Origin of the sequence: Fibrobacter sp. UWH6, assembly GCF_900142465.1 — a bacterium.
GTDB lineage: Bacteria > Fibrobacterota > Fibrobacteria > Fibrobacterales > Fibrobacteraceae > Fibrobacter.
In genome coordinates this window covers 218276-241150 of sequence record NZ_FRAX01000002.1, presented here as the reverse complement: position 1 = coordinate 241150, position 22875 = coordinate 218276, and the positions used below count along the sequence as shown (strand labels likewise).

At 46.9% G+C, this 22875-nt stretch carries 16 protein-coding genes and 1 riboswitch; of the genes, 6 read left to right on the top strand and 10 right to left on the bottom strand.

All coding sequences use genetic code 11. The features are described 5' to 3' along the window. The first annotated feature begins 33 nt into the window (after window positions 1-33). From BUB73_RS02900 to BUB73_RS02885, 4 genes are all read left to right on the top strand, one after another. A complete protein-coding gene (locus BUB73_RS02900) occupies window positions 34-384 on the top strand; it encodes a hypothetical protein (protein WP_073283437.1) in 351 nt (116 codons plus the stop codon). Then, window positions 384-1307 (top strand): FRG domain-containing protein, encoded by a 924-nt coding sequence (locus BUB73_RS02895; RefSeq protein WP_073283434.1) that lies wholly within the window; start codon window positions 384-386, stop codon window positions 1305-1307. The genes BUB73_RS02900 and BUB73_RS02895 overlap by 1 nt, the downstream gene beginning before the upstream one ends. 125 nt (window positions 1308-1432) lie before the next feature. Then, the gene (locus BUB73_RS02890) at window positions 1433-1720 is read left to right on the top strand and encodes a UPF0175 family protein (protein WP_073283431.1); all 288 of its coding nucleotides are present in this window, start codon (window positions 1433-1435) and stop codon (window positions 1718-1720) included. Further along, a complete protein-coding gene (locus BUB73_RS02885) occupies window positions 1717-2202 on the top strand; it encodes a PIN domain-containing protein (protein WP_073283428.1) in 486 nt (161 codons plus the stop codon). Before BUB73_RS02890 ends, BUB73_RS02885 begins: the two co-directional genes overlap by 4 nt. A 109-nt stretch (window positions 2203-2311) precedes the next feature. On the opposite strand, the gene BUB73_RS02880 is transcribed toward BUB73_RS02885, so the two are convergent. The 6 genes from BUB73_RS02880 to BUB73_RS02855 form a co-directional block, all read right to left on the bottom strand. Then, window positions 2312-4021, bottom strand: coding sequence for an acyl-CoA dehydrogenase family protein (locus BUB73_RS02880; protein ID WP_073283426.1), 1710 nt, complete (start codon window positions 4019-4021; stop codon window positions 2312-2314). A gap of 10 nt (window positions 4022-4031) precedes the next feature. After that, complete coding sequence (locus BUB73_RS02875; protein WP_073157676.1) at window positions 4032-5060, bottom strand: electron transfer flavoprotein subunit alpha/FixB family protein; 1029 nt, start codon at window positions 5058-5060, stop codon at window positions 4032-4034. Window positions 5061-5063: 3 nt separating this feature from the next. Next, the gene (locus tag BUB73_RS02870; protein ID WP_073238642.1) at window positions 5064-5945 is read right to left on the bottom strand and encodes an electron transfer flavoprotein subunit beta/FixA family protein; all 882 of its coding nucleotides are present in this window, start codon (window positions 5943-5945) and stop codon (window positions 5064-5066) included. A 279-nt stretch (window positions 5946-6224) separates the two neighbouring features. After that, window positions 6225-7685 (bottom strand): LolA-like protein, encoded by a 1461-nt coding sequence (locus BUB73_RS02865; RefSeq protein ID WP_073283423.1) that lies wholly within the window; start codon window positions 7683-7685, stop codon window positions 6225-6227. A gap of 57 nt (window positions 7686-7742) precedes the next feature. Next, complete coding sequence (locus BUB73_RS02860) at window positions 7743-9713, bottom strand: TonB-dependent receptor (RefSeq protein ID WP_158535533.1); 1971 nt, start codon at window positions 9711-9713, stop codon at window positions 7743-7745. Window positions 9714-9825: 112 nt separating this feature from the next. After that, window positions 9826-10023, bottom strand: a riboswitch (cobalamin riboswitch). Between the two features lie 57 nt (window positions 10024-10080). Beyond that, a complete protein-coding gene (locus tag BUB73_RS02855; protein WP_073157666.1) occupies window positions 10081-11226 on the bottom strand; it encodes a sigma-54 interaction domain-containing protein in 1146 nt (381 codons plus the stop codon). 315 nt (window positions 11227-11541) lie between these two features. On the opposite strand from BUB73_RS02855, the gene BUB73_RS02850 reads away from it, so the two are divergent. Further along, window positions 11542-13668 carry a glutamine synthetase III family protein gene (locus BUB73_RS02850; RefSeq protein WP_073283417.1) on the top strand — a complete coding sequence of 709 codons (2127 nt, stop codon included), beginning with the start codon at window positions 11542-11544 and terminating at the stop codon, window positions 13666-13668. 104 nt (window positions 13669-13772) lie between these two features. On the opposite strand, the gene BUB73_RS02845 is transcribed toward BUB73_RS02850, so the two are convergent. Then, the gene (locus BUB73_RS02845) at window positions 13773-14588 is read right to left on the bottom strand and encodes a hypothetical protein (RefSeq protein WP_139259091.1); all 816 of its coding nucleotides are present in this window, start codon (window positions 14586-14588) and stop codon (window positions 13773-13775) included. 42 nt (window positions 14589-14630) lie between these two features. Between BUB73_RS02845 and BUB73_RS02840 the strand changes: the two genes are divergently transcribed. Continuing rightward, window positions 14631-16175: a bifunctional metallophosphatase/5'-nucleotidase gene (locus BUB73_RS02840; protein WP_249269438.1), complete on the top strand. Its 1545-nt coding sequence runs from the start codon at window positions 14631-14633 to the stop codon at window positions 16173-16175. A gap of 720 nt (window positions 16176-16895) precedes the next feature. Here BUB73_RS02840 and BUB73_RS02830 read toward each other — a convergent pair. Genes BUB73_RS02830 through BUB73_RS02820 form a run of 3 tightly spaced genes read right to left on the bottom strand, consistent with a single transcriptional unit; the run spans window position 16896 to window position 22785 of the window. After that, complete coding sequence (locus BUB73_RS02830; protein WP_073283408.1) at window positions 16896-18176, bottom strand: SUMF1/EgtB/PvdO family nonheme iron enzyme; 1281 nt, start codon at window positions 18174-18176, stop codon at window positions 16896-16898. 14 nt (window positions 18177-18190) lie between these two features. Next, window positions 18191-19729, bottom strand: a complete 1539-nt coding sequence (locus tag BUB73_RS02825) for a hypothetical protein (protein ID WP_073283406.1) — start codon at window positions 19727-19729, stop codon at window positions 18191-18193. Beyond that, window positions 19723-22785: a carbohydrate binding domain-containing protein gene (locus BUB73_RS02820; protein WP_083539616.1), complete on the bottom strand. Its 3063-nt coding sequence runs from the start codon at window positions 22783-22785 to the stop codon at window positions 19723-19725. The genes BUB73_RS02825 and BUB73_RS02820 overlap by 7 nt, the downstream gene beginning before the upstream one ends. Window positions 22786-22875: the final 90 nt, after the last annotated feature.

Sequence of the window (22875 nt, the reverse complement as noted above, 5' to 3'; positions counted from 1 at the left end):
GTCAAAATGTCAGTAATAATAAAGAAGGGTGAAATGAGTAAAAAGTCGAACGCTAGTAAACATCTTGTGAAATACTCCATAACCGCAATTGTCACTAAGATTATCTCCGAAGGTAAGGTCGTTCTCAACGGCGTTGGCAAACATCGTTACGAAAAGTCAAAGGATGAAATTCTTAATCTTTTGGAAAATAACGGAAATGTCGAAAATTCCAAACTGTTGGAACTTGGCAAACCGTATTCAATTAAAACCGATTGTGAAATCGCAAGAATTCTCCTTGCCATGGCGATGCTCAACAAGAAACCGTTAAAACTGACGATTGAAGGACGCTTTGCCTCAGAAAAATCTGAATCTGAATATTCAATCACGGAAGTAGAGGTTCCTTGATGTCTGCTTATTACGACATCTATTCTGTAGCCGATTACCTAGAAGTGCTAAAAACCTTTACGCGCTATGGTGTAGAGGGATATCGCGAAGATGTTCAACTCTATTTTCGTGGTGAGCCTCAGGATTATGGGACGTCAGCGGGAACGCCGGGGATTGCGCGAGATGGCTGGCTACAAGGCAATAGGGAATCTACGCTATTCCGGGAATGCGAACGCAGGTTGGCTCATGAATTTGCAGGCTGCTCCACGACTTTTGAAAAGCTTTCCTTGATGCAGCATTATGGAATTCGCACCCGTTTGCTGGATGTTTCTTTGGATTCTCTGCAATCCTTGTTCTTCGCTCTTTATAATGATCCGAAGTCTCAGGTGGGTGATAATTGCGATTCTGTCGTACTCGTTTATGAAATTCACAAGGATTCTGTTCGCAACTGGCATTCCGATGTAGTGAGCGTGATTTCAAATATTGCGCTTTACAATTATGATAACCTTGATATAAGGCATTTGTCTGGTTCCACAGAGGAAGCGGCTCGCACCGCATTTAATGAGGACGACAGCATCAAACATCTGTTGCATGAAATAAGGGCGGAAAAATCCTATTTTGGACCATGGATAAAAAAGGATAATATGGAGTCCATTTATTGCGTTCATCCGCTTTTGGATAATCCAAGAATCAAGTCGCAGCAGGGGGCCTTCCTTCTCTTTGGCATAGATGGTGACAAGACTCATCTGGCCACTCTAGAATCTAACAAAGGTACTGAAATTCGCCTTGCCAAAATCCGTATCCCGTATAGTGCAAAAACAAGAATTCGTGAAGAGCTTAATTTACTTGGGAAGACCGTTGATACTGTTTACCCTGATTGGAATGGCGTTTCCGATTACTTTAACCGATTCTACGGAAAAACACCTGAAGAATATTACAGGTAGTATCGCTGCTAAAATCATACCGGCCTTATCGCATTCAAAGAGCTTCCGCTATTATCGGTAACAAGGAATGCATGCGTCTTGCGCTGTGTTCGATAATATTGTATATTGAGTGGTGAGGTATTTCTATGGAAATGACAACTGTTCAGCTTCAGGTTCCCGTGGCGATGGAACCGTATATTACGAGCGAGTCGGGTGATGGACTTGTTCAGTTAGCGATGATGTTGCATCCGTTTATAAAGAACCTTACCATATCCCATGGTCGAGCAGCCGAAATTCTTGGCATCACAAAGTGGGAACTTATTGAACTGTACGCCAAGGAAGGTATTCCTTATATTGATATGGCCTGGAGCGAGGTTGAGGAAGATGTTGCCACATACGAGCGCCTTGTTGCAAAAGAGACCGCTCAAGTATGATAGTTGTATCTGATACGACTCCTCTTATAACGCTTCTTAAAATCAACCGATTAGATTTGCTTCAAAAACTTTTTGGGGTTGTTTATATCCCTCAAGGTGTATTTGCTGAGCTAACGAGTAATTCCGATTTTTATGAAGAAGCGAATGAAGTCCGGGGCTGTGAATTCATTCGAATTCAGGATGTCAATCCGGATGAGGTTTCTCTTTTTAGACGTACTACAGGGCTTGATCTCGGTGAAAGCGAAGCCTTGATTCTTACGGATCGAATAAAGGCTGACCTTGTGCTTCTTGATGAAGTTCGTGCTCGACAAATTGCAAAAAATATCGGCTTCAACATAATGGGGACAATCGGTATATTTCGCGCAGCCTACAAAAAGAGTTTTATTTCTGCAGATGAAATCCGCGGTGTTGTAGATGCTCTGCGTTCTAGCGGACGACATATTGGCGAACAGCTTTTTAATGATTTGCTTGATTCGTTATAGCTAACTATCTATCGAAAAAAGGCCCCGACTCTTGCGAGTCAAGGTCTTTTAAATGCTGGATCCTTCATTTCGTCGCTTTCGCGACTTCATTCAGGATGACATCTAGCGATTAAGCCTTGTAGTCAGCGATCTGTTCTGCAGTCATGCCCATGATGAAGTTGGAGTGCTTCATCACTTCTGCTTCAGCGAGGTTCAGGTAAACCTTGGCGCTCTTGCCGAACAGTTCTGCGTTTGCAGAAGCGTCGCGGATGAGGAGCTGTGCCATGACGCAGTTACCGGCCATTTCGTACAGGCGGCGGCTGCAGAGGTCCAGGAACTCGTTGTTTTCAGCGGCCTTGACGTAGTCGATGGCTGCCTTGAACTTGTCGTCCATAGCCTTTGCGCGGGCCTTGAGGCTTTCGAATTCCGGTGCAACAGCGGCTGCTTCCAGTTCGTCGAGCATGGAAGTGTAGGTGCCGGTGGTGATGTGCGGAAGGGCTGCAACAACCTGGAGCTGGGTAGTACCTTCGTAGATGGAGGTAATACGAGCGTCGCGATAGAGGCGCTGGCAAGCGTATTCCAGCATGTAGCCGGAACCGCCGTGAACCTGGATGCTGTCGTAGCTGTTGATGTTGGAGTATTCGGCGTTCATGCCCTTGGTGAGCGGAGTGCCGGCAGATGCCAACTTGTTGTACAGCTTCAGTTCAGCCTTTTCTTCGTCAGTGAGCTTGCGGGTGCGTTCGATATCTTCAAGAGACTTGTAGATGTCGACGTAGCGAGCAGTCTGATAAAGGAGGGCGCGGCCAGCGTCCAGGCGAGCCTTCATGTTGGAAAGCATTTCGTAGACGCCGGGGAAGTTGATGATAGCCTGGTTGAACTGCTTACGGTCCTTGGCGTAGGCGAGAGCTTCGTCGTAGGAAGCCTGGCTGATACCCACTGCCTGTGCAGCGATACCGAGACGGGCTCCGTTCATGAGGGCCATCACGTACTTGATGAGACCGAACTTGCGACGGCCGCAGAGTTCTGCCTTGGCGTTCTTGTAAACCAGTTCGCAGGTCGGAGAACCGTGGATACCCATCTTGTTTTCGATACGACGAACATCGACGCCACCGTCGCGCTTGTCATAGATGAACATGGAAAGACCGCGGCCATCCTTGGTGCCTTCTTCAGAGCGGGCAAGAACCAGGTGAATGTCGGAGTCACCGTTGGTGATGAAGCGCTTCACACCATTCAGGTACCAGCACTTGTCTGTTTCGCTGTAGGTTGCCTTCAGCATAACGCGCTGCAGGTCGGATCCGGCATCGGGTTCGGTCAAGTCCATGGACATGGTTTCGCCGGCGCAGATGCGGGGCACGAAACGGGAACGCTGATCTTCATCGCCGAATTCGTACAAAGTTTCGATACAGTCCTGAAGGGACCAGATGTTTTCGAAACCTGCATCGCCGGCAGCGATCATTTCGTTAATGGCGGTGTAAGCAGTTACGGGGAAGTTCAGGCCACCGAAACGACGGGGCATGGTAACGCCGCAAAGGCCTGCCTTTACGGTAGCTTCCAGGTTTTCGTAAGTCTTGCTTGCGTAGCGGACGCGGCCGTTTTCGCAATGAGGACCTTCTGCATCAACTGCTTCTGCGTTGGGAGCGATCACGTTGGAAACGATGTCGCCAGCCAGTTCGCAAACCTTGTTGTAGTTGTCGATTGCGTCGGCGTAGTCGGCCGGAGCGTAATCGGACTTTTCTTCATTAGCAAAGCCATTTTCCCTGAGTTCCACAATGCGGTTCATCAAGGGGCTGCTTTCAATATTGAACTTAATCTCTGGATGGTCAGTATAAAAATTTGCCATAGAGCTTCACCTACTTGTTGTTTGCCTTGTAGTACTTGATTAACTTGGGAACCACTTCTTCAACGTTGCCGTTGATGACGTAGTCAGCAATTGCATTGATCGGAGCGTCCGGGTCATTGTTCACGGAAATGATAATGCCGGAATCCTGCATACCAGCGATGTGCTGGATCTGGCCGGAAATACCGCAAGCAATGTAAACCTTGGGGCGAACGGTGAGACCGGTCTGACCGATCTGACGGTCATGGTCGGCAACGAAGCCTGCGTCGATTGCAGCGCGGCTTGCGCCAACTTCGCCGTGGAGTTCCTTGGCCAGTTCGAACAGCATGTCGAAGTTTTCCTTGGAGCCCATGCCGTAACCACCGGCGACCACGATGGGTGCGCTCTTCAGGTTGTTCTTGGCGGCTTCAACGTGGCGTTCCAGAACCTTCACCACGTATTCAGCTTCGGGAACGTACTTGGCAACGTCGTGCTTTACGACTTCGCCCTTGTAGTTCGGGTCCTTGATTTCCTTCTTCATCACGCCTTCGCGGACGGTAGCCATCTGCGGGCGGTGTTCCGGGTTCACGATGGTAGCAACGATGTTACCGCCGAAAGCCGGGCGAATCTGGCAAAGCTGATTTTCGTAGAACTTCTTGACACCGCCGATGCTCATTTCGAAGCTGTCGATTTCGAGTTCGGTACAGTCTGCAGTCAGACCACTGTGGGTGGCGGCAGAAATGCGGGGGCCAAGGTCACGACCAATCACGGTTGCACCCATGAGGCAGATCTGGGGCTGTTCTTCCTTGAACAGGTTGATCACCAGGGAAGCATGGGGATTGGTGGTGTAGGGGAAGAGGCCTTCAGCGTCGAACACATGAACCTTGTCGACACCGTAGGGGAAAACCTGCTTTTCGATGCCGTCGATACCGGAGGCGGCACAAATGCATTCCAACTGGACACCCAGGGTGTCGGCCAGCTTACGGCCCTTGGAGAGCAGTTCGAGGGAAACGTCCTTAACGGTAGTCCCTTCAATTTCGCAATATACAAATACGTTATTCATAGGTTAACCGATAATCTTTCCTTCTAAGAGTTCCTTGATCAGGCCTTCCACATCTTCATCGCTAGCGGTGAGGGTGCGGCTTTCCTTGGCCTTGAACACGATGTTCTTCACAGCCTTCACGTTGGTCGGAGAACCGGCCTTACCGATCTGGGCAGGATCTGCTTCGATGTCGGCAGCACCCCACTGAGCAATGTTCAGGTAGGGCTTTTCTGCGATAAGGGCTGCATACTTTTCTGCGGCTTCGGGAGCGCGTTCGGCAACTGCGGTTGCGTTCTTGTACTTCATGACGCGCTTTGCGTTGCGGGGGCGGCAGGGAGCTGCGGAACCGTTAACGGTCACGACCAGCGGGAGCGGTGCTTCCACGGTTTCAACGCCACCGTCGATAAGACGACGGATAACGACCTTGCGAGCGCTTTCGTCGAGAGAAAGAATTTCTTCGGCGTAGGTCACCTGGGTAAGGCCCAGCTTCTGGGCGATCTGGGGACCGACCTGTGCGGTATCGCCATCGATAGCCTGACGGCCGCAGAGGATAATGTCGTAGTTGCCAACCTTCTTGATGGCCTGAGCCAGGGTGTAGCTGGTAGCCAGGGTGTCTGCACCGCCGAGGGTACGGTCGGTAACGACGAAGCCTTCGTCAGCGCCGCGATAGAGAGATTCGCGAACGACTTCTGCAGACTTGGGAAGACCCATGGTCACAACGGAAATGGTGGAGCCGGGGAACTGGTCCTTCAGACGGAGGGCCTGTTCCAATGCATTCAGGTCTTCAGGATTGAAGACTGCAGGCAAGGCAGCACGATTGATGGTACCCTGTTCCGTCATGGCGTCGGGACCCACGTTTCGTGTGTCAGGAACTTGCTTAGCAAGTACAACGATTTTTAGACTCATAATGATATTTCTTTAGCGGGTTCAAACCGCCAAGTGGTTAGTTTAATGTTATTTGGGCCAAATGTACCTTTTTGGTGGAAATCGTCAAAGTCGAAATTCTTAAATGGATTCGAAAAATCGGTCAAACATCATTGTTTTTGCTACAAAAAGATGATGTTTAACTTACAAAGCGTATTTTTGAGAATAATGCAGGGCGGTTCGTTCTGAATAAAAAGAAACCCTTCGATTTTTTCGAAGGGCCTCCTTGTCTCCTAACCAGTTTTACCTGGGTCTATGCAATTAGTCTGCAACCTTGACGGCGCAGAATTCCTTGGTGTCGATCAGCTTCACGGAAGAACCGTTGGAGGTGCTGATCAGTTCCAAAACGGGAGAGCCGTAGTAGGCGACCCATGCGGTGGAGGCACTTGCGGCGACCATGTCGTAGGGATTCTTGCCGGAGGCGATGGACTGCCATGTAGCGGAACCGTCTGCGGTGTTGATCTTTGCGATGGTAGCTGCATCGCCACGTTCCATCAGGAAGAGCTCGCCGTTTACTGCGGCCAGCCTGGAATCCTGGTAGAAGTCGGTACCGTCGGATTCGGAATCTGCGTAATCAACATAAAGTGCACCGGTGTTGTAGTCAGAAACGAATACATAGGGAACGCCGTTGATTGCCTTGATGCTGTAGGGCTGACGATATTCTTCAAGTTCGGGATCGAGATCGGAAATGTATTCCAGAGTGGTTCCGTCGTAGACATAGACGTTGTTGTGCATTTCGAAGGTGTCCCAGTCCAGGAAACGTTCGCCGATGTAGAGGATACCCTTGGTGGCGTCAAATTCCAGACTGCCTTCAGGATCCTTCAGCTCGCTTTCGCCGATGGTCTTGATGACAGAACCTGCAGAAAGGTTGATTTCCACAATCTTCGGGGTGACTCCGTAGGCATTATAAATCAAGGCATAGCCCTTGCTGTTCTTGGCATCTACAACGAAATCGTTGACGCCACCGCCCAACTTTGTTCCTGCAATGAAGAGGCTGGAGGTCTTCTTGGAAAGGTCAACCTTTTCGATGCCGCGGTTGTTGTCGGCGGGGAGGCTGTAGCCTGCACCATAAGCACCTGCGGTTGCCACATAGACATTGCCACCTGCAACCTTCACAGCGGAAGGATTTTTGGTGGCAAGCTGGATGGTGTCCAAAAGGGTGCCGTCGCTCAACTTATACATGGCAAGCAGACCATTGTGAGTAATGCTGTAGTCGGCGTTCTGGCGCTGGAACACAGCGAACAGAGTGTCGCCGGAAACTTCAAGGTCGGCCAGGTTCGGGGTGGTGTTTGCGTATTCAACAGGCTTTACTTCTTCGCTGGAGGAAGATTCGGAAGCTTCGGAAGAACTGGATTCCTGAGTTTCGCTTGAAGAAGAATCGCCCTTGCTGTTGGAGGATTCACTCTTGCTATCGGAAGATTTGTCGTCCTTTGTTTCAGAAGAACTAGACTTGCCTTCATCATTATCTTTCTTGACGGAGGAACTGGACTTATTTTCGTCCTTGCTATCCTTTACGCTGCTGGAAGACTTGGCGTCGCCCTTCTTGCTGCTAGAAGAGGTGGGCTCGTCGTCGGCACTGGAAAGGTCTTCGTCTAGGCAGTCCTCGTTGTCAAGGCAGGAAATTTCCGGACCGTTGCTGGATGCGCTGTTGTCGTCGCCGCAGGCGCCGAAGAATAGGGCGAAGCTTGCTGCTGTAAGGAGGGTGAGTATCTTGCGATTCATGTCGTTTCCTTTTTTGGGGGTTGACATTCCCGGTTTGAACGGGAAATGTTTTGGAGGTTAGAATTTTTGTAAAAGAGTGAAATGCCATTCCCTACCCGGAGTGGGGTTCGGGGCAAAAATGTTTGTGTAGGTTTCGTCTGAAATATTTGTAATGCCTAAAATCAAACGGGTGGTTTCCCAGGGGGCGAAGCCCAGTGCTGCGTTATACCTGGCGACAGGGGGCTGCCTTGTTTTGTTTAACCTGTCTGTGTAAATCCGAGTTCTATAGTTTACGTCAAGAGCCAAGTCGAAGTGCAGCGGCAAATAGAACTTTCCTTCAACATAGTAGCTGTGTACGGGTTCGCTTGGCAAAATCTTGCTGTTGTACATTCTTACCTTGCTTTCGTCCCTTGGATCCTGGATTGTGCCGCGGATTGTGGTCTCGAAGAAGTTGGCGGGCCTGCTGTTTAATTCCAGCTCGATGCCTTGAATACTGGCGTCATCTACATTGAAAGCCTTCATTGTGTTTGTGCTGACGGTCCAGAAAATTCCATTTTCCAATTGAGTGTCAAAGTAAGTGGCGCGTAGGGTGCTTTTTTTGGAAGGACTTTGTACAAATCCGCCAACTTCAAAACGAACAGCGGTTTCGTCTTTCAACTTGGGATTGGAAAGCACTCCCTGGTACACACCGTAAAGTTCCATCAGTTGAGGTTGTCTATAATAACGACCGATGCTGATGTTTCCGCCAAACCAACCGTCCTTCTTGCCGAATTTTGCCTGGACCATTCCTGCGAAACAAAGGTCTCGATCTTCCGCATCGCTGATAATTGCCGTGCCTGTAGGCATAAGGAACTTTCCGCCATCAATTTCGTCATTGGTCTTGAGAATGTTTCCCTCTGCAAAGAGGCTTAGCCATTTCGTAAGGGCGAATTCTCCGTTGGCGGCGATGGAACCTGTATAACGTGCAATTCCAAAATCCTTGATAGTTCCGCGAGCTTCCCATTTTTCAGCGGAAGCGCCGAGCCGTACGGAACTCTCGAAACGGTCGAGAATCAGCGTGCCGGTGAGTTCAGGAATCAGTCGGTATCCTGCTAAACCGTAGTGGATAAAATCGGGGTAACTGTAGCCGATGTAATCCAGGGGGTAATAGGATGCAGAAACATTTTTTTCAAATTTCCCAGAAACGCCAGCTTCTAGCAAGAGACTCTGCCACAAAATGGGTGCCTCTAAACGGTAGGAAACCTGTGCGTTGTCGCCTACGAACTCGGCCACCTTGGTCTGTGAACTTTCGTGTCCCGGGTTGCCTGACTCGGTATGGGTGACGCTGGCCGAAATCGTAGAAAAGAAGTCACCCTTGTGAAGTATGCGGTATTGCAGGTTTCCGGAGTATTCCGTGAACTCGGCGTTCTCCCGTTTGTCGGTAAAATCGTCATCCGTGTTGTAGGCGGTTCCGTTTCGATTCAGGAATTCGTAATCGTTGTCGCTGTGCCGTGCGGAAAGTGTCGCGGAAAATTGAATGCTGTCCTTGGGACTTGCGGAAACTTGTGCAGAACCTTCGAAAGAATTGTGGGAACCGATGGTTGCGAGAATGCGCCCTGTGGTGCCTTTGCTTCCGTTTTTGCGGATGGCTGATTTTGTAACGAAATTGATTGCTCCGCCGAGACCTGCTCCGCCGAACTTTGCGGGGACGCGGTCCTTGTAGACTTCGATTTTTTCGATGTTGTTTAAGTCGATGACGCCTAAATCGGCTGCTCCGCCACCTGCGTCGTTGACGGGAACTCCATCAATGCAAATCAAGACGTTTCTTGCCGCCACGCCACGGATACTTACGGTCTGGAAGCTGCCCATACCGCCTTGCTTGTAACTTTGAATGCCGGGGAGTGCAGAAAGGACTTCCGCTGCGGAAAGTCCGCGGCCTTCCCAGGAGTCGGGCTTGATTTCTTCGTAACTGGGGGCTACATCGGCGGGTGTTGGGGGAGGTTCGACAATTTCGGAGACCCCTAAATACTGTATTTCGGCTGCGTTTGTGATGCTAGTGATTACACCCAAGGCAAACGCAAAAAACGTAAACGCAAAAAGCGTTTGGCGTGTTTTCTGCATAACGCAAAAACGAACCGCATCTATTGCGGTTGTTGGGTTGGATGTCTCTCGCATCGATCCTCTACAAGTTTTCCGTTTTTGCAGTTCTTCTGACTCGGGGATCGTCCTACTTCCGGCTCCTTCGCAGAGGGATTGGCTACCTTCCACTGGTTTTGAAATTATGCCGGTTTCGTACTCCCATACAGCGGCGGGACCGTCCCGGATTTTCACCGGAGTTCTCTCTAAGGCTTTTCAGGGCACAAAAACTATGTTTACGCCGCTAATTTAGATAATTGATGTAATAGTGTAAAGTTATAAAAACGTTCTATCGCTAGGTCTAGCCTTTGTCTATTTCGATTCCAAGACGGTTTATCTTGTAGTGCATTACGCGGGGGCTGATGTCTAGATCTCTGCCGGCGGCGCTCATGTTGCCCTTGTTGCGTCGGAGGGCCTCGGTTATGATTTCTTTTTCGTAGGAATCCAAAAGCGTTTCTAGCGAGGCGGTTCCTTCGGGTAAAAGGGCTGAACCGCTAGTGACGTCTGTTTGTAGTGTTGGTGGCAAGTCGTAGGCGTTGATTGCCACGTCAGTGGTGACGAGGCAGGCGTGTTCAATGCAGTTTTCCAGTTCGCGGACGTTGCCCGGCCAGTGGTAGCTCAGGAGCATGTCGATGGCGGGGGAGCTCAGACGAAGGATTTTCTTACCGTATTTCAAGTTCATCTTGGCGATGAAATGGTCCGCCAAAAGAAGAATGTCCGTTTTTCTTTGGGTTAAGTCGGGCAGGTTAATCTGAAAGATGTTTAAACGGTAATAGAGGTCTTCCCGGAACAGCCCTTGCTGCATCATGGCTTCCAAATTTTTCCCGGTACTGGCCATGATGCGGACGTCGGTGTGCTGGACGATGTTGCTGCCGAGGCGGCTGAAGCTTTGCCCTTGGATGAACTGGAGTAATTTCTTTTGGGCGGTGGGGGAGAGGTTGCCGACTTCGTCCAGGAATAGGGTGCCGCGGGCGGCAAGTTCTGCCTTTCCCAAATGACGGTTGGTGGCGCCTGTGAAGGCTCCTCGTTCGTAGCCGAAAAGTTCCGTTTCGAAGTTGTTGGCGATGGAATCGTTCAGGGAATCGCAATTCAGGGTGACGAAGGGGCCGTCCTTTCGGTCGGAGGTCTGATGGATGGCGCGCGCCACGTATTCCTTGCCGGTGCCCGCGTTTCCGCGGATGAGGACGACGGCGATGGTGGGGGCGATTTGCTTGACCTGCTTGGAAACTTCGCGCATTTCGCTGGTGTTTCCAATGAGTTCACCGGATCTACCTTCTATGACGTCACGGATTTTATTGCATTCCTCGTTGTGGAGGTTTTCTGCGACGCTAAAATTCTTTTGAAGGATGTTTTGGACTTCTGCAAGTTGCAAATCGCGCTTACGGACGGTCTTGAGAACGTCCGCTATTTCGACAAAAGCTGATGTCTTTAGCGCGTTAAAATCCACTCGCTGTCCTTTTGGCTTTTCGGTCCCGTTCGGGGTGGCCCGTTATGAAAATTGCTGCACCGAGGGACTTTTTAGGAGTACTCTGCCCTCGGTGCAGCATGTTCTAGGAGAGAAAAAATCTCAAATGACGCCGTAAATATACATAATTTTTGTTTGATGTTTTACTAAAACGTAAAAAATCTAACCTTTTTTACAAAAATGTAATGAAAAGAAGGCTTTTTTATAAAAAAAACAGATGAAATGCGTCTATGATGTTCCTAATTTTGCCTTCACAACGGTTTTCGCAACGCGGAACCGAACACAAGGAAAAACATTATGAGCACCTATAGAAAGAATACCATCGACGAAATCGCCAAGGCAAAGACCGCTCCGGTGAAGCCTGCCGAAACCGTCAATGTGGATTACTACGGTGAAGACGTTTTCAACGCCAACGCCATGAAGGTTTACCTGCCCAAGGATATCTGCAAGAAGTTGCTTGCAACCATCGAACAGGGTGCTCCCCTTGATCCGAACATCGCCGGCGAAGTTGCCCATGCCATGAAGAAGTGGGCCATGGATCGCGGCGCTACTCATTTTACTCACTGGTTCCAGCCCCTTACCGGCTCCACCGCCGAAAAGCACGATTCCTTCCTGGAACCGGATGGCCTCGGTGGCTGCGATGCTATCATGGTCTTTAGCGGCAAGAACCTGATCGTGGGCGAACCGGATGCTTCCTCTTTCCCCAGCGGCGGTATCCGTTCCACTTTCGAAGCTCGTGGCTATACTGCATGGGATCCCACTAGCCCCGCTTTCATCAAGCGTCACGGTAACGGAGCCACCCTCTGCATTCCTACTGCATTCTGCTCTTACACGGGCGAAGCTCTGGACAAGAAGACTCCGCTGCTCCGCTCCCTGCAGGCTCTTTCCAAGTCTACCGAACGCCTCATGAGCTGCTTCAAGGCTGGTAAGAAGAAGACCACTGTTACTCTCGGTGCTGAACAGGAATACTTCCTCATCGACAAGCGTTTTTACCTGCAGCGCCCGGACCTGTACCAGGCTGGCCGCACTCTGTTCGGTGCTGTTCCTGCAAAGCATCAGCAGATGGACGACCACTACTTTGGTTCGATTCCCGCCCGCATTCTAAACTTCATGAACGAAGTTGAAATGGAATTGTGGAAGCTAGGCATTCCCGCAAAGACCCGCCACAACGAAGTGGCTCCCGCACAGTTTGAATTGGCTCCCATGTTCGAAGAAGTGAACCTGGCTTGCGACCACAACATGCAAGTGATGGAAGTGCTTCGCAATGTGGCCGACAAGAACGGCTTGGTTTGCCTCCTTCACGAAAAGCCTTTCGCTGGCGTGAACGGTTCAGGCAAGCACAACAACTGGAGTGTTTCATACGGTAACGCGAACCTGCTGAATCCGGGTACCAACCCTCACGAAAATGCAGTGTTCCTGACCACTCTTTGCGCAGTGATCTACGCTGTGGATTCTCACGCTGACTTGCTCCGCATGACTACTGCAGGCGCTGGTAATGATCACCGCCTCGGTGCTAACGAAGCACCTCCAGCCATTGTCTCCATGTACTTGGGCGATCAGCTCATGGACGTGATTGAACAGTTGGAACAGGGTGCTCCCAAGTCCAGTAAGCAGGCCGGTGCCATGAAACTTGGTTCCGACAGCTTGCCGCCGTTGCCCCGCGACGCTACGGACCGTAACCGTACCAGTACATTCGCCTTCACCGGCAACAAGTTTGAATTCCGCGCACCGGGTTCTAGCCAGAGCTGCTCCGAACCTAACGTTGTGCTGAACACCATTGTTGCTGAAGCTTTCGACATGATTGCCGAACAGCTGGAAAAGTTGGATGACAAGAATTTCCACACCGGTCTCCAGAAGATTCTGCAGAAGATCGTGAAGGAACACAAGCGTGTCATCTTCAACGGTAACGGCTATACCGACGAATGGATTGCCGAAGCAGAACGCCGCGGCCTTCCCAACATCCGCACTTCTCTGGAAGCGTTGAAAGCTCTGAAGAACGAAGCCAACATTGCCCTCTTTGAAAAGTATGGTGTCATGAACCGCGTGGAAATGGAATCCCGTTACGAAGTGAACGTGGAAGATTACCACAAGCGCGTTCGCATCGAAGGTGAAATCTGCCGCGACATGGCCAAGAATATTATCTTGCCCAAGGTGGTGGAGGCTTACTCCTGTGCCCTCAAGACTAACGAAATGGCTCTAAATCAGGGCTTCCCTGGTGTGGATGTTTACGTGAAGTCTCTGGGTGAAGGCTGCCGCGATTTGACTGCTGCAATCTCCAAGATTGAAATCGCTCTCGCCGGTGAACATGAAGGCATTCTCGCTGCCATGGCAGAAACCCGCAAGATTGTAGATGCTCTCGAAAAGGTCGTCTCCGACGAAATGTGGCCCCTGCCCAAGTACAGAGAGATGATGTTCATCTATTAAGATGAACTTTATCGGCTATGAAGGTCGCTGAGCGGAGCCGAAGCGCCTAACGAAAAATCCCCGACACTTTTTGTGAAGTGCCGGGGTATTTTTATGCTTTAAGCTTATTGCTTTACAGGTTCCACGTAAATTGAGTACGCAATTTTGTTGCCGTGTCCGCGTTCTTCCTTGAAATGTGTAATCACTTTAATATCGTTTCCGTTAGAGAGCGTTGCTATTGCATGGTAATCATCACCGTTGGCGTGGTCAACTTTTACGCTTTGGCAGGCGAGGCCTTGCTCTGCGAGTGCCCTGCTCATGGTATTCTTGGTTTCCTTTTCGATCCACCAGTAGCGCCCTGTAACGGGGCCGGGAATGGCGATGGCGGCAATCCAAACGGCGATGACACCTGCGCTGATTAAGCCTTTTGTTGTTGCGGTCAGATAGGAACCCTTGTTCATCTTATTGAGGCAAACCAGAACGTAAAAACCTGCGCCCAGGCCTACCAAAAGAGAAATGTAGCAGGGCCAGGTTTTTAGGAACATGAAGTAAACGAATGCGTAGCCAGAAATGATGTGCGCGCAGATGCCCAGGACCAGCAGGCAGGCGAGACAAATCAAAATGGTGCGTGCGGGATTTTTCTTGAAGTTTTCACAGAACTGGCGGGCGTCCAAAAATTCTCGAGTATTGACTTCGGAGAGAATGCCTTCTCCCTTGCAGCCCTTGCAGGTTGTTCCGTTGGTGGCGACCTTTGTTCCGCTACAGTGAATGCAATCCAGCATCTTGATCTGTCCCGAGCCGCAGCAATAGGGGCAGGGCCTTTTGTCTTTCTTGCCTGTACCCTTGCATTTCATGCAGGTCTCGGAACTTCTTACCGGAAATTCCACGGCTCGTCCTAATGACTTAATGTGAATATGAACAGTTTCTTGTTGTTCTGACATGTGCTCTCCTGGTATGCCCGAAATCTAGTTATATTTCTGCAAATGAAAGCCATCTCAAAAATGACGTTGCTGCTGGTTTGGGTGATTTCTTTTGCACTGTTCGGTTGTACTTCACAGCCCCCCGAAAAAAACATTGTCATTATTTACGATAACGATGTCCACTGCGCTGTAGATGGCTATGTGAAATTGTCTGGCATTCGTGATGCTGTTGCTGATACGGCTTATGTGTTTACGGTTTCGTCGGGTGATTTTTTGCAGGGCGGAGCCTTTTGTTCCATATCTAAGGGAACCTTTTCCGTAGATTTAATGAACGCTGTGGGTTATGATGTGGTGACTCTTGGCAATCATGAATTTGATTTTTCTGTTGATCGTTTGATGAAATTGAGTAGAGATGTGAAGGCGGACATTGTCAATGTGAATTTTTCAAAAGTCGGTTCCACTACGCCTGTTTTTAAACCTTATGTAATAAGGAACGCTGGTTCCAGGAAAATAGCTTTCGTGGGGGTGCTTACCCCTGAAACATTGGTCTCGGAATCATACGCGTTTTATGATGATGACGGAAAACTTCTTTATCATTTTCATGAAAATGAAATCTACAATCTTGTTCAAAATGCTGTGAATGAGGCTCGAAAGGAAGGCGCTGACTATGTTGTTGTTCTTTCTCACTTAGGAGAGCTGCCCCCTCTAAATTCTAAGGTAACTTCTATATCCCTCATTGAAAATACGGACGGAATCGATGCCGTGTTGGATGGCCACATGCATTCTGTCGTTGAAGAAATGTGGGTGGTTAACGCTAAGGGCGATTCCGTATTGCTAAGTCAGACTGGAACGCAATTTTCGCATATTGGTAAACTGGACATAGGTCGTAATGGTCGCTTTCATTCAACCTTGATTTCTGTAGATAGTTCCGTTTTAGAAAACCGCAAAGTGAAGGCTGTTGTAGATAGTTTGAGTCAATTGAAAGCAAACCTATTTGAAAGAAAATTGTCTCTGGCTCCATTTGAATTGACCATCAACAAGGGTGGGGAACGTTTTGTTCGGAAAGGCGAAACCAATTTGGGAGATTTAGTTGCCGATGCTTACCGAACTGCAACTGGTGCGCAGATTGGCCTTGCTAATGGAGGCGGTATCCGCCGGGGGATTGCGCAGGGGGCGGTTACTTACCACAGCATTCTTGATGCGTCTCCTTTTTTCAATGATATTTGTAAGATTGAAGCTACAGGACGTCAGATTGTGGAGGCCCTGGAGCAGGGGTCAAAAAATTATCCTGAAGAATTTGGTGGATTTTTGCAGGTGTCAGGCCTTCGTTACGAAATAAATTCTTCTTCTAAAATGAAGGTGGGGGATGTTCAGATTGAAGATGAATCCGGCAACTTTGCGCCCATAGAATTAGAACGCCTCTATACGGTAGGAACATCTTCTTATGTAGCCAAGAAGGGGACTGAGATTACTGCCTTCAAGACCAGTAAGATTCTCATAGGCAATGTCGCGACTGATACAGATGTTCTTGCGGATTATGTCAAGAAATTTGGGGATTCCATCCCTGACCTATATCGTAAATCCCAGGGAAGAATCAGAATTAGATAATCTTTTCGTTATACAATTCATGCCCCCCCCTTTAAGAAACAATGTTTTATGAGAAATACTATTTTGCACAAGTACGGAATCTAGGCTGCTGCCACTATAAAAAACAGGACTTTCAAACGAACTGAAAAAAATGACCGAATATTCCTGTAACCAGGGAAAACGGCATCTTCTTTTAACGAGTCCATGTTCATCGTCGCGCCATGCTTAAAAGGAATCACGGGGTCGTCTGAACCATGAACCAACAAAATAGGTAATTTTTTCCTATTGACCATATTTAAATCAAGAACGGCTCCCCATGAGACAGCTCGTTTAAAATTAGAACTATCAACAAGTAACACATTTTTTTTGTTTGAAGAACGATACCTTGCCGGTATTCAATGCTGGCTACCAAGAATCCTCGTGCAGCTAATGAATCGCAATATCGAACAGTTTGCTACGACGTGTCGTTTTAGGTTTGTATAAATAAAAATGTAGGTTTTGCTTTTTTAGATCGGAGGCGTTTTGATAAAAATGCAGGACTGGAGTAACATTAGTTGACAAACCTGATCCCGACTCCAAGGCGGACACCATATGCTTTTGCATAGGAACGGGATATCGTTTGAAAAAAGATATCCCTGGTTACGCTTACCTCAAAAAGCCTGTCCTTATACCTTTCGTCACAATGAGAAAAGGTTACAAGGAAAAATAGACTTACGAGAAGTATTTTCTTTAACAAGGTCTTTATTCTAGCTTACGGACCAGACGATAGCCGCTTTGACCGACAGGCACCCATGTGTCCTTGGTTCCTCGAACTCTACTTCTGTACTTGTTTATAAAATCACAGGATGGTCCGATATCCATGTTCATGGTATCGTAGCCTTCGCAAGTGTATCCCCACGCAATCCCATGAGAGCCAGCATACATGTAAACTTCTTCAGCATTCCCGTAGACATCGTACAAGCCGAAGGGGTTGGGTTTAAACTGTTTTACAGGATAAACACCCCATAATTCTTGACCAACGCCTCGCTTTATGTCCATATACTTTGACAATTCTTTTTCGTCAGCATCATCGCCCCAAAAGAAAACAGTAGATTTTCCGCCATTTTGCAAGACACTCCATTCGTATTCAAAGGGAAGTCTATATCCATTGGCAGTAGAATCAAAAACTTTAACGAAGAAATCGCTACGGCTCCTTGCGTAAAGGATTTTCGAGGTGTCTACGGATTCTACAGGAACCGTATTATAAACGTCGACCAGTCCGTCTTCCTGAGACCGCCAATAGGAATATTCCAACATATCCATATCAGACGGAGCCGGATAATCCAGTATGTTAAGTGGGTCTTGATCAGGATAGTAAATGTTGGTCGCTTTAAACCGAATTCTGGATCGGCCATTCTTCAGCCACAAGACATCTTTTACACGAAGTTCAGTTTTATCGACAATCAAATCTTGATTCAACGAAACCTCAATGAATTTACTTGCACTTCTGCGATGCCTATCCCAAACTTCACTTTTCCAAACTTTGTAATTTTTTCCTGTCAATTCCACTATAGTTTGATTCACCAAAATCCAACTTGAATCAGCCTGGGCCAAGTCATTTGTGTCCTGGGCGAACAAGGCGAGGATGCTGCGGGTGTAAGGAGATCCTTCAATGAAAGCGCAATTCATGGAATCTACATGGAACGAACCTCGTACTTTCCATATTCCGTCTTTCACACGCCCCCTTTGATCTTTCTGTGGGCAAAGTTTTACCCCCTGATTCCAGTCAACCTCATACCAGTTTTTTTTTCCTACAGACTTACGAGGTGCTATTTTTTGATATTCTTTCTTTTGGTTTGTTTCTGCATATGTATAGGGAGAAACGTAATACTTCTTTGTTCCATTTTCGCGAACTATTTTTTTTACTGATTCGTTGGGTTGCTCATTTTTTTTACAATTTCCCAATGCATCAAAAATGCATTTTTCGGCTGCAAATAAATTTGACGTAATTAACGACAAGAGTATAATCAAAACATATTTCATATTCTATCTGCTCCTTAATACGGCGCTGCACAGTCGGCATCGTTGTGTAAACAATTCCATTGAGATTCTTCCATGTTAAAAATATCGAATTCATCATTTTCACGAACATTAATCTTAGTATATCTGAGATTGGCTGTAAGTGTAGATTGTTGTTTATAGAACATTAAATTATTGTCTTGGTCGGTATCACTCAGCTTTAGGGTATGTCCTAATTCGTGCAACATGACGCTATTTTTCATTTCTTTCGAAATAGCTATAAAGCCGCTACCTAAATTACTTGTAAGGGCTACTGATGTTGAAGGAATATGTCTATCCAATACGCAATCTTTAGAAGTCGGATCATACATAATGTGACACTCGTGGTCTATCTCGGAAAAGTCGTCAGACCATTTATCTTCACCATAGGCTCCGTAAATCTCCCACGAGCCGGAAGAAGTGTTAAATCGAATCTTTCTATTTTCCCCTAGTAAAAAACCGCATTCTTGCCCTTTTCTTGAATTTATTGTTCCTATGAAATACTCTTGTCCCGTTCTTTTTGGATAATCTAACAAACCTTCATAACAAATAGATCCATCTTTTTCAAAAGTCCAATACTGAACTGGATGGGCTCCAGACCATACGAGCGCAGATGCCATATTTCCCATTGAATTGTCGCGAAATAAATACCTATTTGTATACTCTTTCAAATATTCAATATCATCTTTTATGTTTTTATAACACCTACTATTCTCCGCGCCGGCTGCAATGAATATAAATCCACCAGAACTGTTTGTTACGTTTCTATAAGTTTCGTTGTCTAAGCCAATTTCTTTCAATTTTGAAATGTCGTAGTCTACGTCTTCAAATTCAATGTTCACGACAGCACTCCTAAACGTGTCAACAGCTTTTTCATTAAAATCTGACGGCCTTGTAGATGTTTTTCCAAATTTTATATTTTTAACAGAAATATTTCTTTGTTCGTATACGTGCGGTTCTATTGCAGCCAGTAAAACTGTGGGGCCGTCTTCATATGATTGGCACAATCCTATTTTTTTGTATGCGCTGAAATCACGCAAATCAATTATACCACATGTCTTCTCTCCATTCTCAATTTCATTTTCTTCAATACGGCAAATATCACCAGTGATTGGAATTAAATTAGAATTTGAAGCATCAATATCTTCCTGAGACGCATCGCATAGAAAATATTCATATTCATTCGATGTTTGAACAACATTGTAATTTTCTGATTCTTCCAAAATACTAGGAACACTCCATCTGACATACCATTCCATTGAAGCTTCTTCACTAGATGTATAGGACGCGTGAGTCAGTACTCTTTTTTCGGACAGACTCGCTAATTCAACACCCCACTTAAAATTATTCGTTTTGTAGAATCCGGAATAAGAATGTCTTCTTTTGGGGCCATTATCAGACGATGATGAGGGATTGTCCAAATCATCATATACAATCTCAAGAACAACCACATCAGCATGACCTGCATCTGTATCCGTTCCTGTAGAACAAGAAATTAAAATAACAAAAATAAAATAAAATAATAGTTTTCCTACCATTCTACAACCTTTCCTTTCAATATATCGCCTTGATTCAACAGAGGAACGACCTGAACGTCCCCATATTCACCCACCTTACCATAATCAGACGTATAAATCAACATTCTTCCATGATTCTCTGGTGAATAACCAAGACTTGCAGGGTCTTTTACGATTGTCTGGAAGTATGCGAAGCCATCTTTTTCATCGCTTTTGAAAAAAGGGATTCGTATTGGATTAATTTTGTATGGAGAACCATCTGCAGCAATCAACGTAAATTCTATAACCAATTTTGAAATGTCCTTGACTCGAGAAACAGGTACTTTTTTTCTCAAAACTCTTGCATATCTTCCGTTACCCTTTTCAAAAATATCGTACTTATCGCCTAATTTTGAAAAAACCGGATATTGCTTAAAGGCTGGTTTGAAATAGCCTCTTATGAATTGCCCCGAAACATAATCCGAATTCAAATCATACCACATATACGCGCCAACATCAATTTTTTCTACTCTTTCAAAATTCAGAATGTCCGCATCCAAAACAAAGTCATCCTTGATGCCAGCCCCTATTGCGGGAGAAGCGTCCTGTAGAGTCAATCCTGCAGTCATATCCATAAAGTCCTTGTCCCCTGCAGGGGTGCTTTCGTTAAAGAACAGAGGATCCTTTACAATATTGCCTGTGCCGTTATAAACGGTCTCCGTAATGGAGTGATGAACGGAAATCGAAGAGCTTAGTTCCTTCTTGCACTTTTCGACGGAACAAGTTGCATCGATATTTTTCCAGAAAATCGAATTGTACACTTCACCAGTAGCGTTGCCGCCTATTGCTGCATGGCCCTGTTTTCCTGTATTCCCAAATACAGTTCCATTGCTCATTTTTACGGAGCCTCCGGCAGCGTACCATGCACCACCATCCTTATCGGATAAGTTCTGGCACAATATAACGTTCTGTGCCTTAGCCTCGCCGGAAGAGTAAATTGCACCTCCATTCCCTCCAACAAAGTTATTATTCATGACCACGTTTTTTGCATTCAGAGTTCCATCAACATAAATCGCACCACCATTTTCCTTTGCATAATTATTCTTAATGTGGATGTTTTCAATATTGACGTCGCCGGAAGAGTAAATTGCACCTCCATTTTTATTTGATTTGCTGCCCGAGAACAAAATATTCTTCAGTTTCAAACTTTGAGCATTGGACGCTATAGCACCGCCGTTTTCTTCGTTGGAGCCATTCCCGATCATAAAGCCGGTGAAAGATCGCGGGGATTTACCCTCAATCTGAATATGAGTATTTTCTCCCAAGAAAATTATCGGCAAATTATTTGCTGAGCCAAGATTCCAGATACTTTCGGTGTATCCTACAAGTTCAAATCCGACCTTCCAGGGAACAACTCCTTCGCTGAAATTTTGGGATACGTCCCATAATCCCTTGGGCAAGTTGATTTCTCGACCGGTAGCTTGAGCGATAGCCACGGCTTTTTCAAAATCATCCACTGCGGTTGCAAGACTTGCTCCATCGCAGCCTTGCTTACACGAAGTTTGAGGATTCCAGAAAATCCTATAGTTAGCACTCTTCGAAAAGTCAAAAACGTAACTACTTCTGAAAGCCTCCGCAGGGAATCCAGAAATCAAATCTCTTGCCACAGAAATTTTCACCGTCCCGTTTGAAGATGGAAGGGCTACGATTGTATTCTTTGCTCCATTAATCTTATACGAAGCATTTTCAACATACACAAACATTTCGACAGAAGATGCTGTTACCGGCAATACTGATTTGTAACGGAAGATTCCCGGATTGAAGAAAGGACCAAAGTGTTCTTCACTATGGGAAATTTCATTTGCACGCGGTTCCTGAGAAACCGTAGACTGCGGCTCCATCAGGAACTTTGCAGCATAAACGCCGCCAACAAGGTGAGATCTGGACGGAATACGCACATAAGCAGCAGGAGCAATAAATTTTCCGAAATACTTGCCATCAGTACCAAAATCAACGGTAGATCCAGCAATATTCCAAGAAATTTCGCTCGGATTGCCACCAGAAACGTCAAGATGGTTTCGGTCACCAAAACGAACATCCGTAGCAACGGAGATGGAAATCGGTCCAGAGCTCAGATCAAAATTCATTTCGACATCCGGCTCGATAAAAATCTTTTGGAAGGAATAAACGCCTGAAGAAAGGCGCACCTTTGCCCGGGCATTGGCGTAAAACACCCCGTATTTACCTGGAGGGAGTGATATTGTTTCGTCCAGACCAACGGATACCGGAGCCACACCATAGCCAACTTCAGGCAGGCCAACAATAGGCTTCTCTACCCTTGCCAAGCTCATGCTCTTTGCAACGACATTCTTCTGTTCTGTACACGGAACCACATAGCGCAAATTTCCATCAACCCGGGAACGGTCGCGCAAGAAACATTCTCTTGATGCATCAACATCGCCGTAAACAACCGATTCTACGCCAAGTTCAAGTTTAGTCCCAAAGATATTGCCCAAGGCCATGGACGCGTCTCGAAGATCAACCTCTTCAGCAACGACAACGTAATTCAAGGCGGTCGCAGAGGAAAATTTACCACTGGGATCAACAGAGACTACGGGGACGGCGCCACAATCAAGGCAATTCAGGCTGACGTTCGAGAAATAAACCAGCCCGGAACTCTTGCCAAAATTGAATTCTAGGCGAGCGTTGCTGACATTGCCGGAATTCATTTTGAAGGTCTTGGTGATTTCACGACCATTCACGCTAGCGACAACTTCACCGAAATCAGCAAATGCATCATAAGGGAAGCCGTCTCGGCCAATGCGGATCTCCGTATAACGACGAGCTCCCACGCCCTGCAAGAAGAACTTCAGCTCATAGGTTTTTCCTGCCTGAAGTTCAACATTCCTGCGAGTCAATTGAACATTCCAATAGTCAGAACCTCCATCCGCAACAGACACAAGTCCGTCACTAAACGTGGCATACGCACCTTCATAGTTTGCCAAGTTCCATTCTGAATACGGGAAATTGACTGCAAATGCTTTTGCACAAACTATGGCCACAAATGCAAGCTGTATACAGTGCGCCTTCATTCTCATTCCTTTGTCCTTAAAAAATTGAGGATGAATTTAAGAAACAAGAAATGATTCGTCTGCAAAAAAATAATTTGTGTATTTTTTTTTTACAAA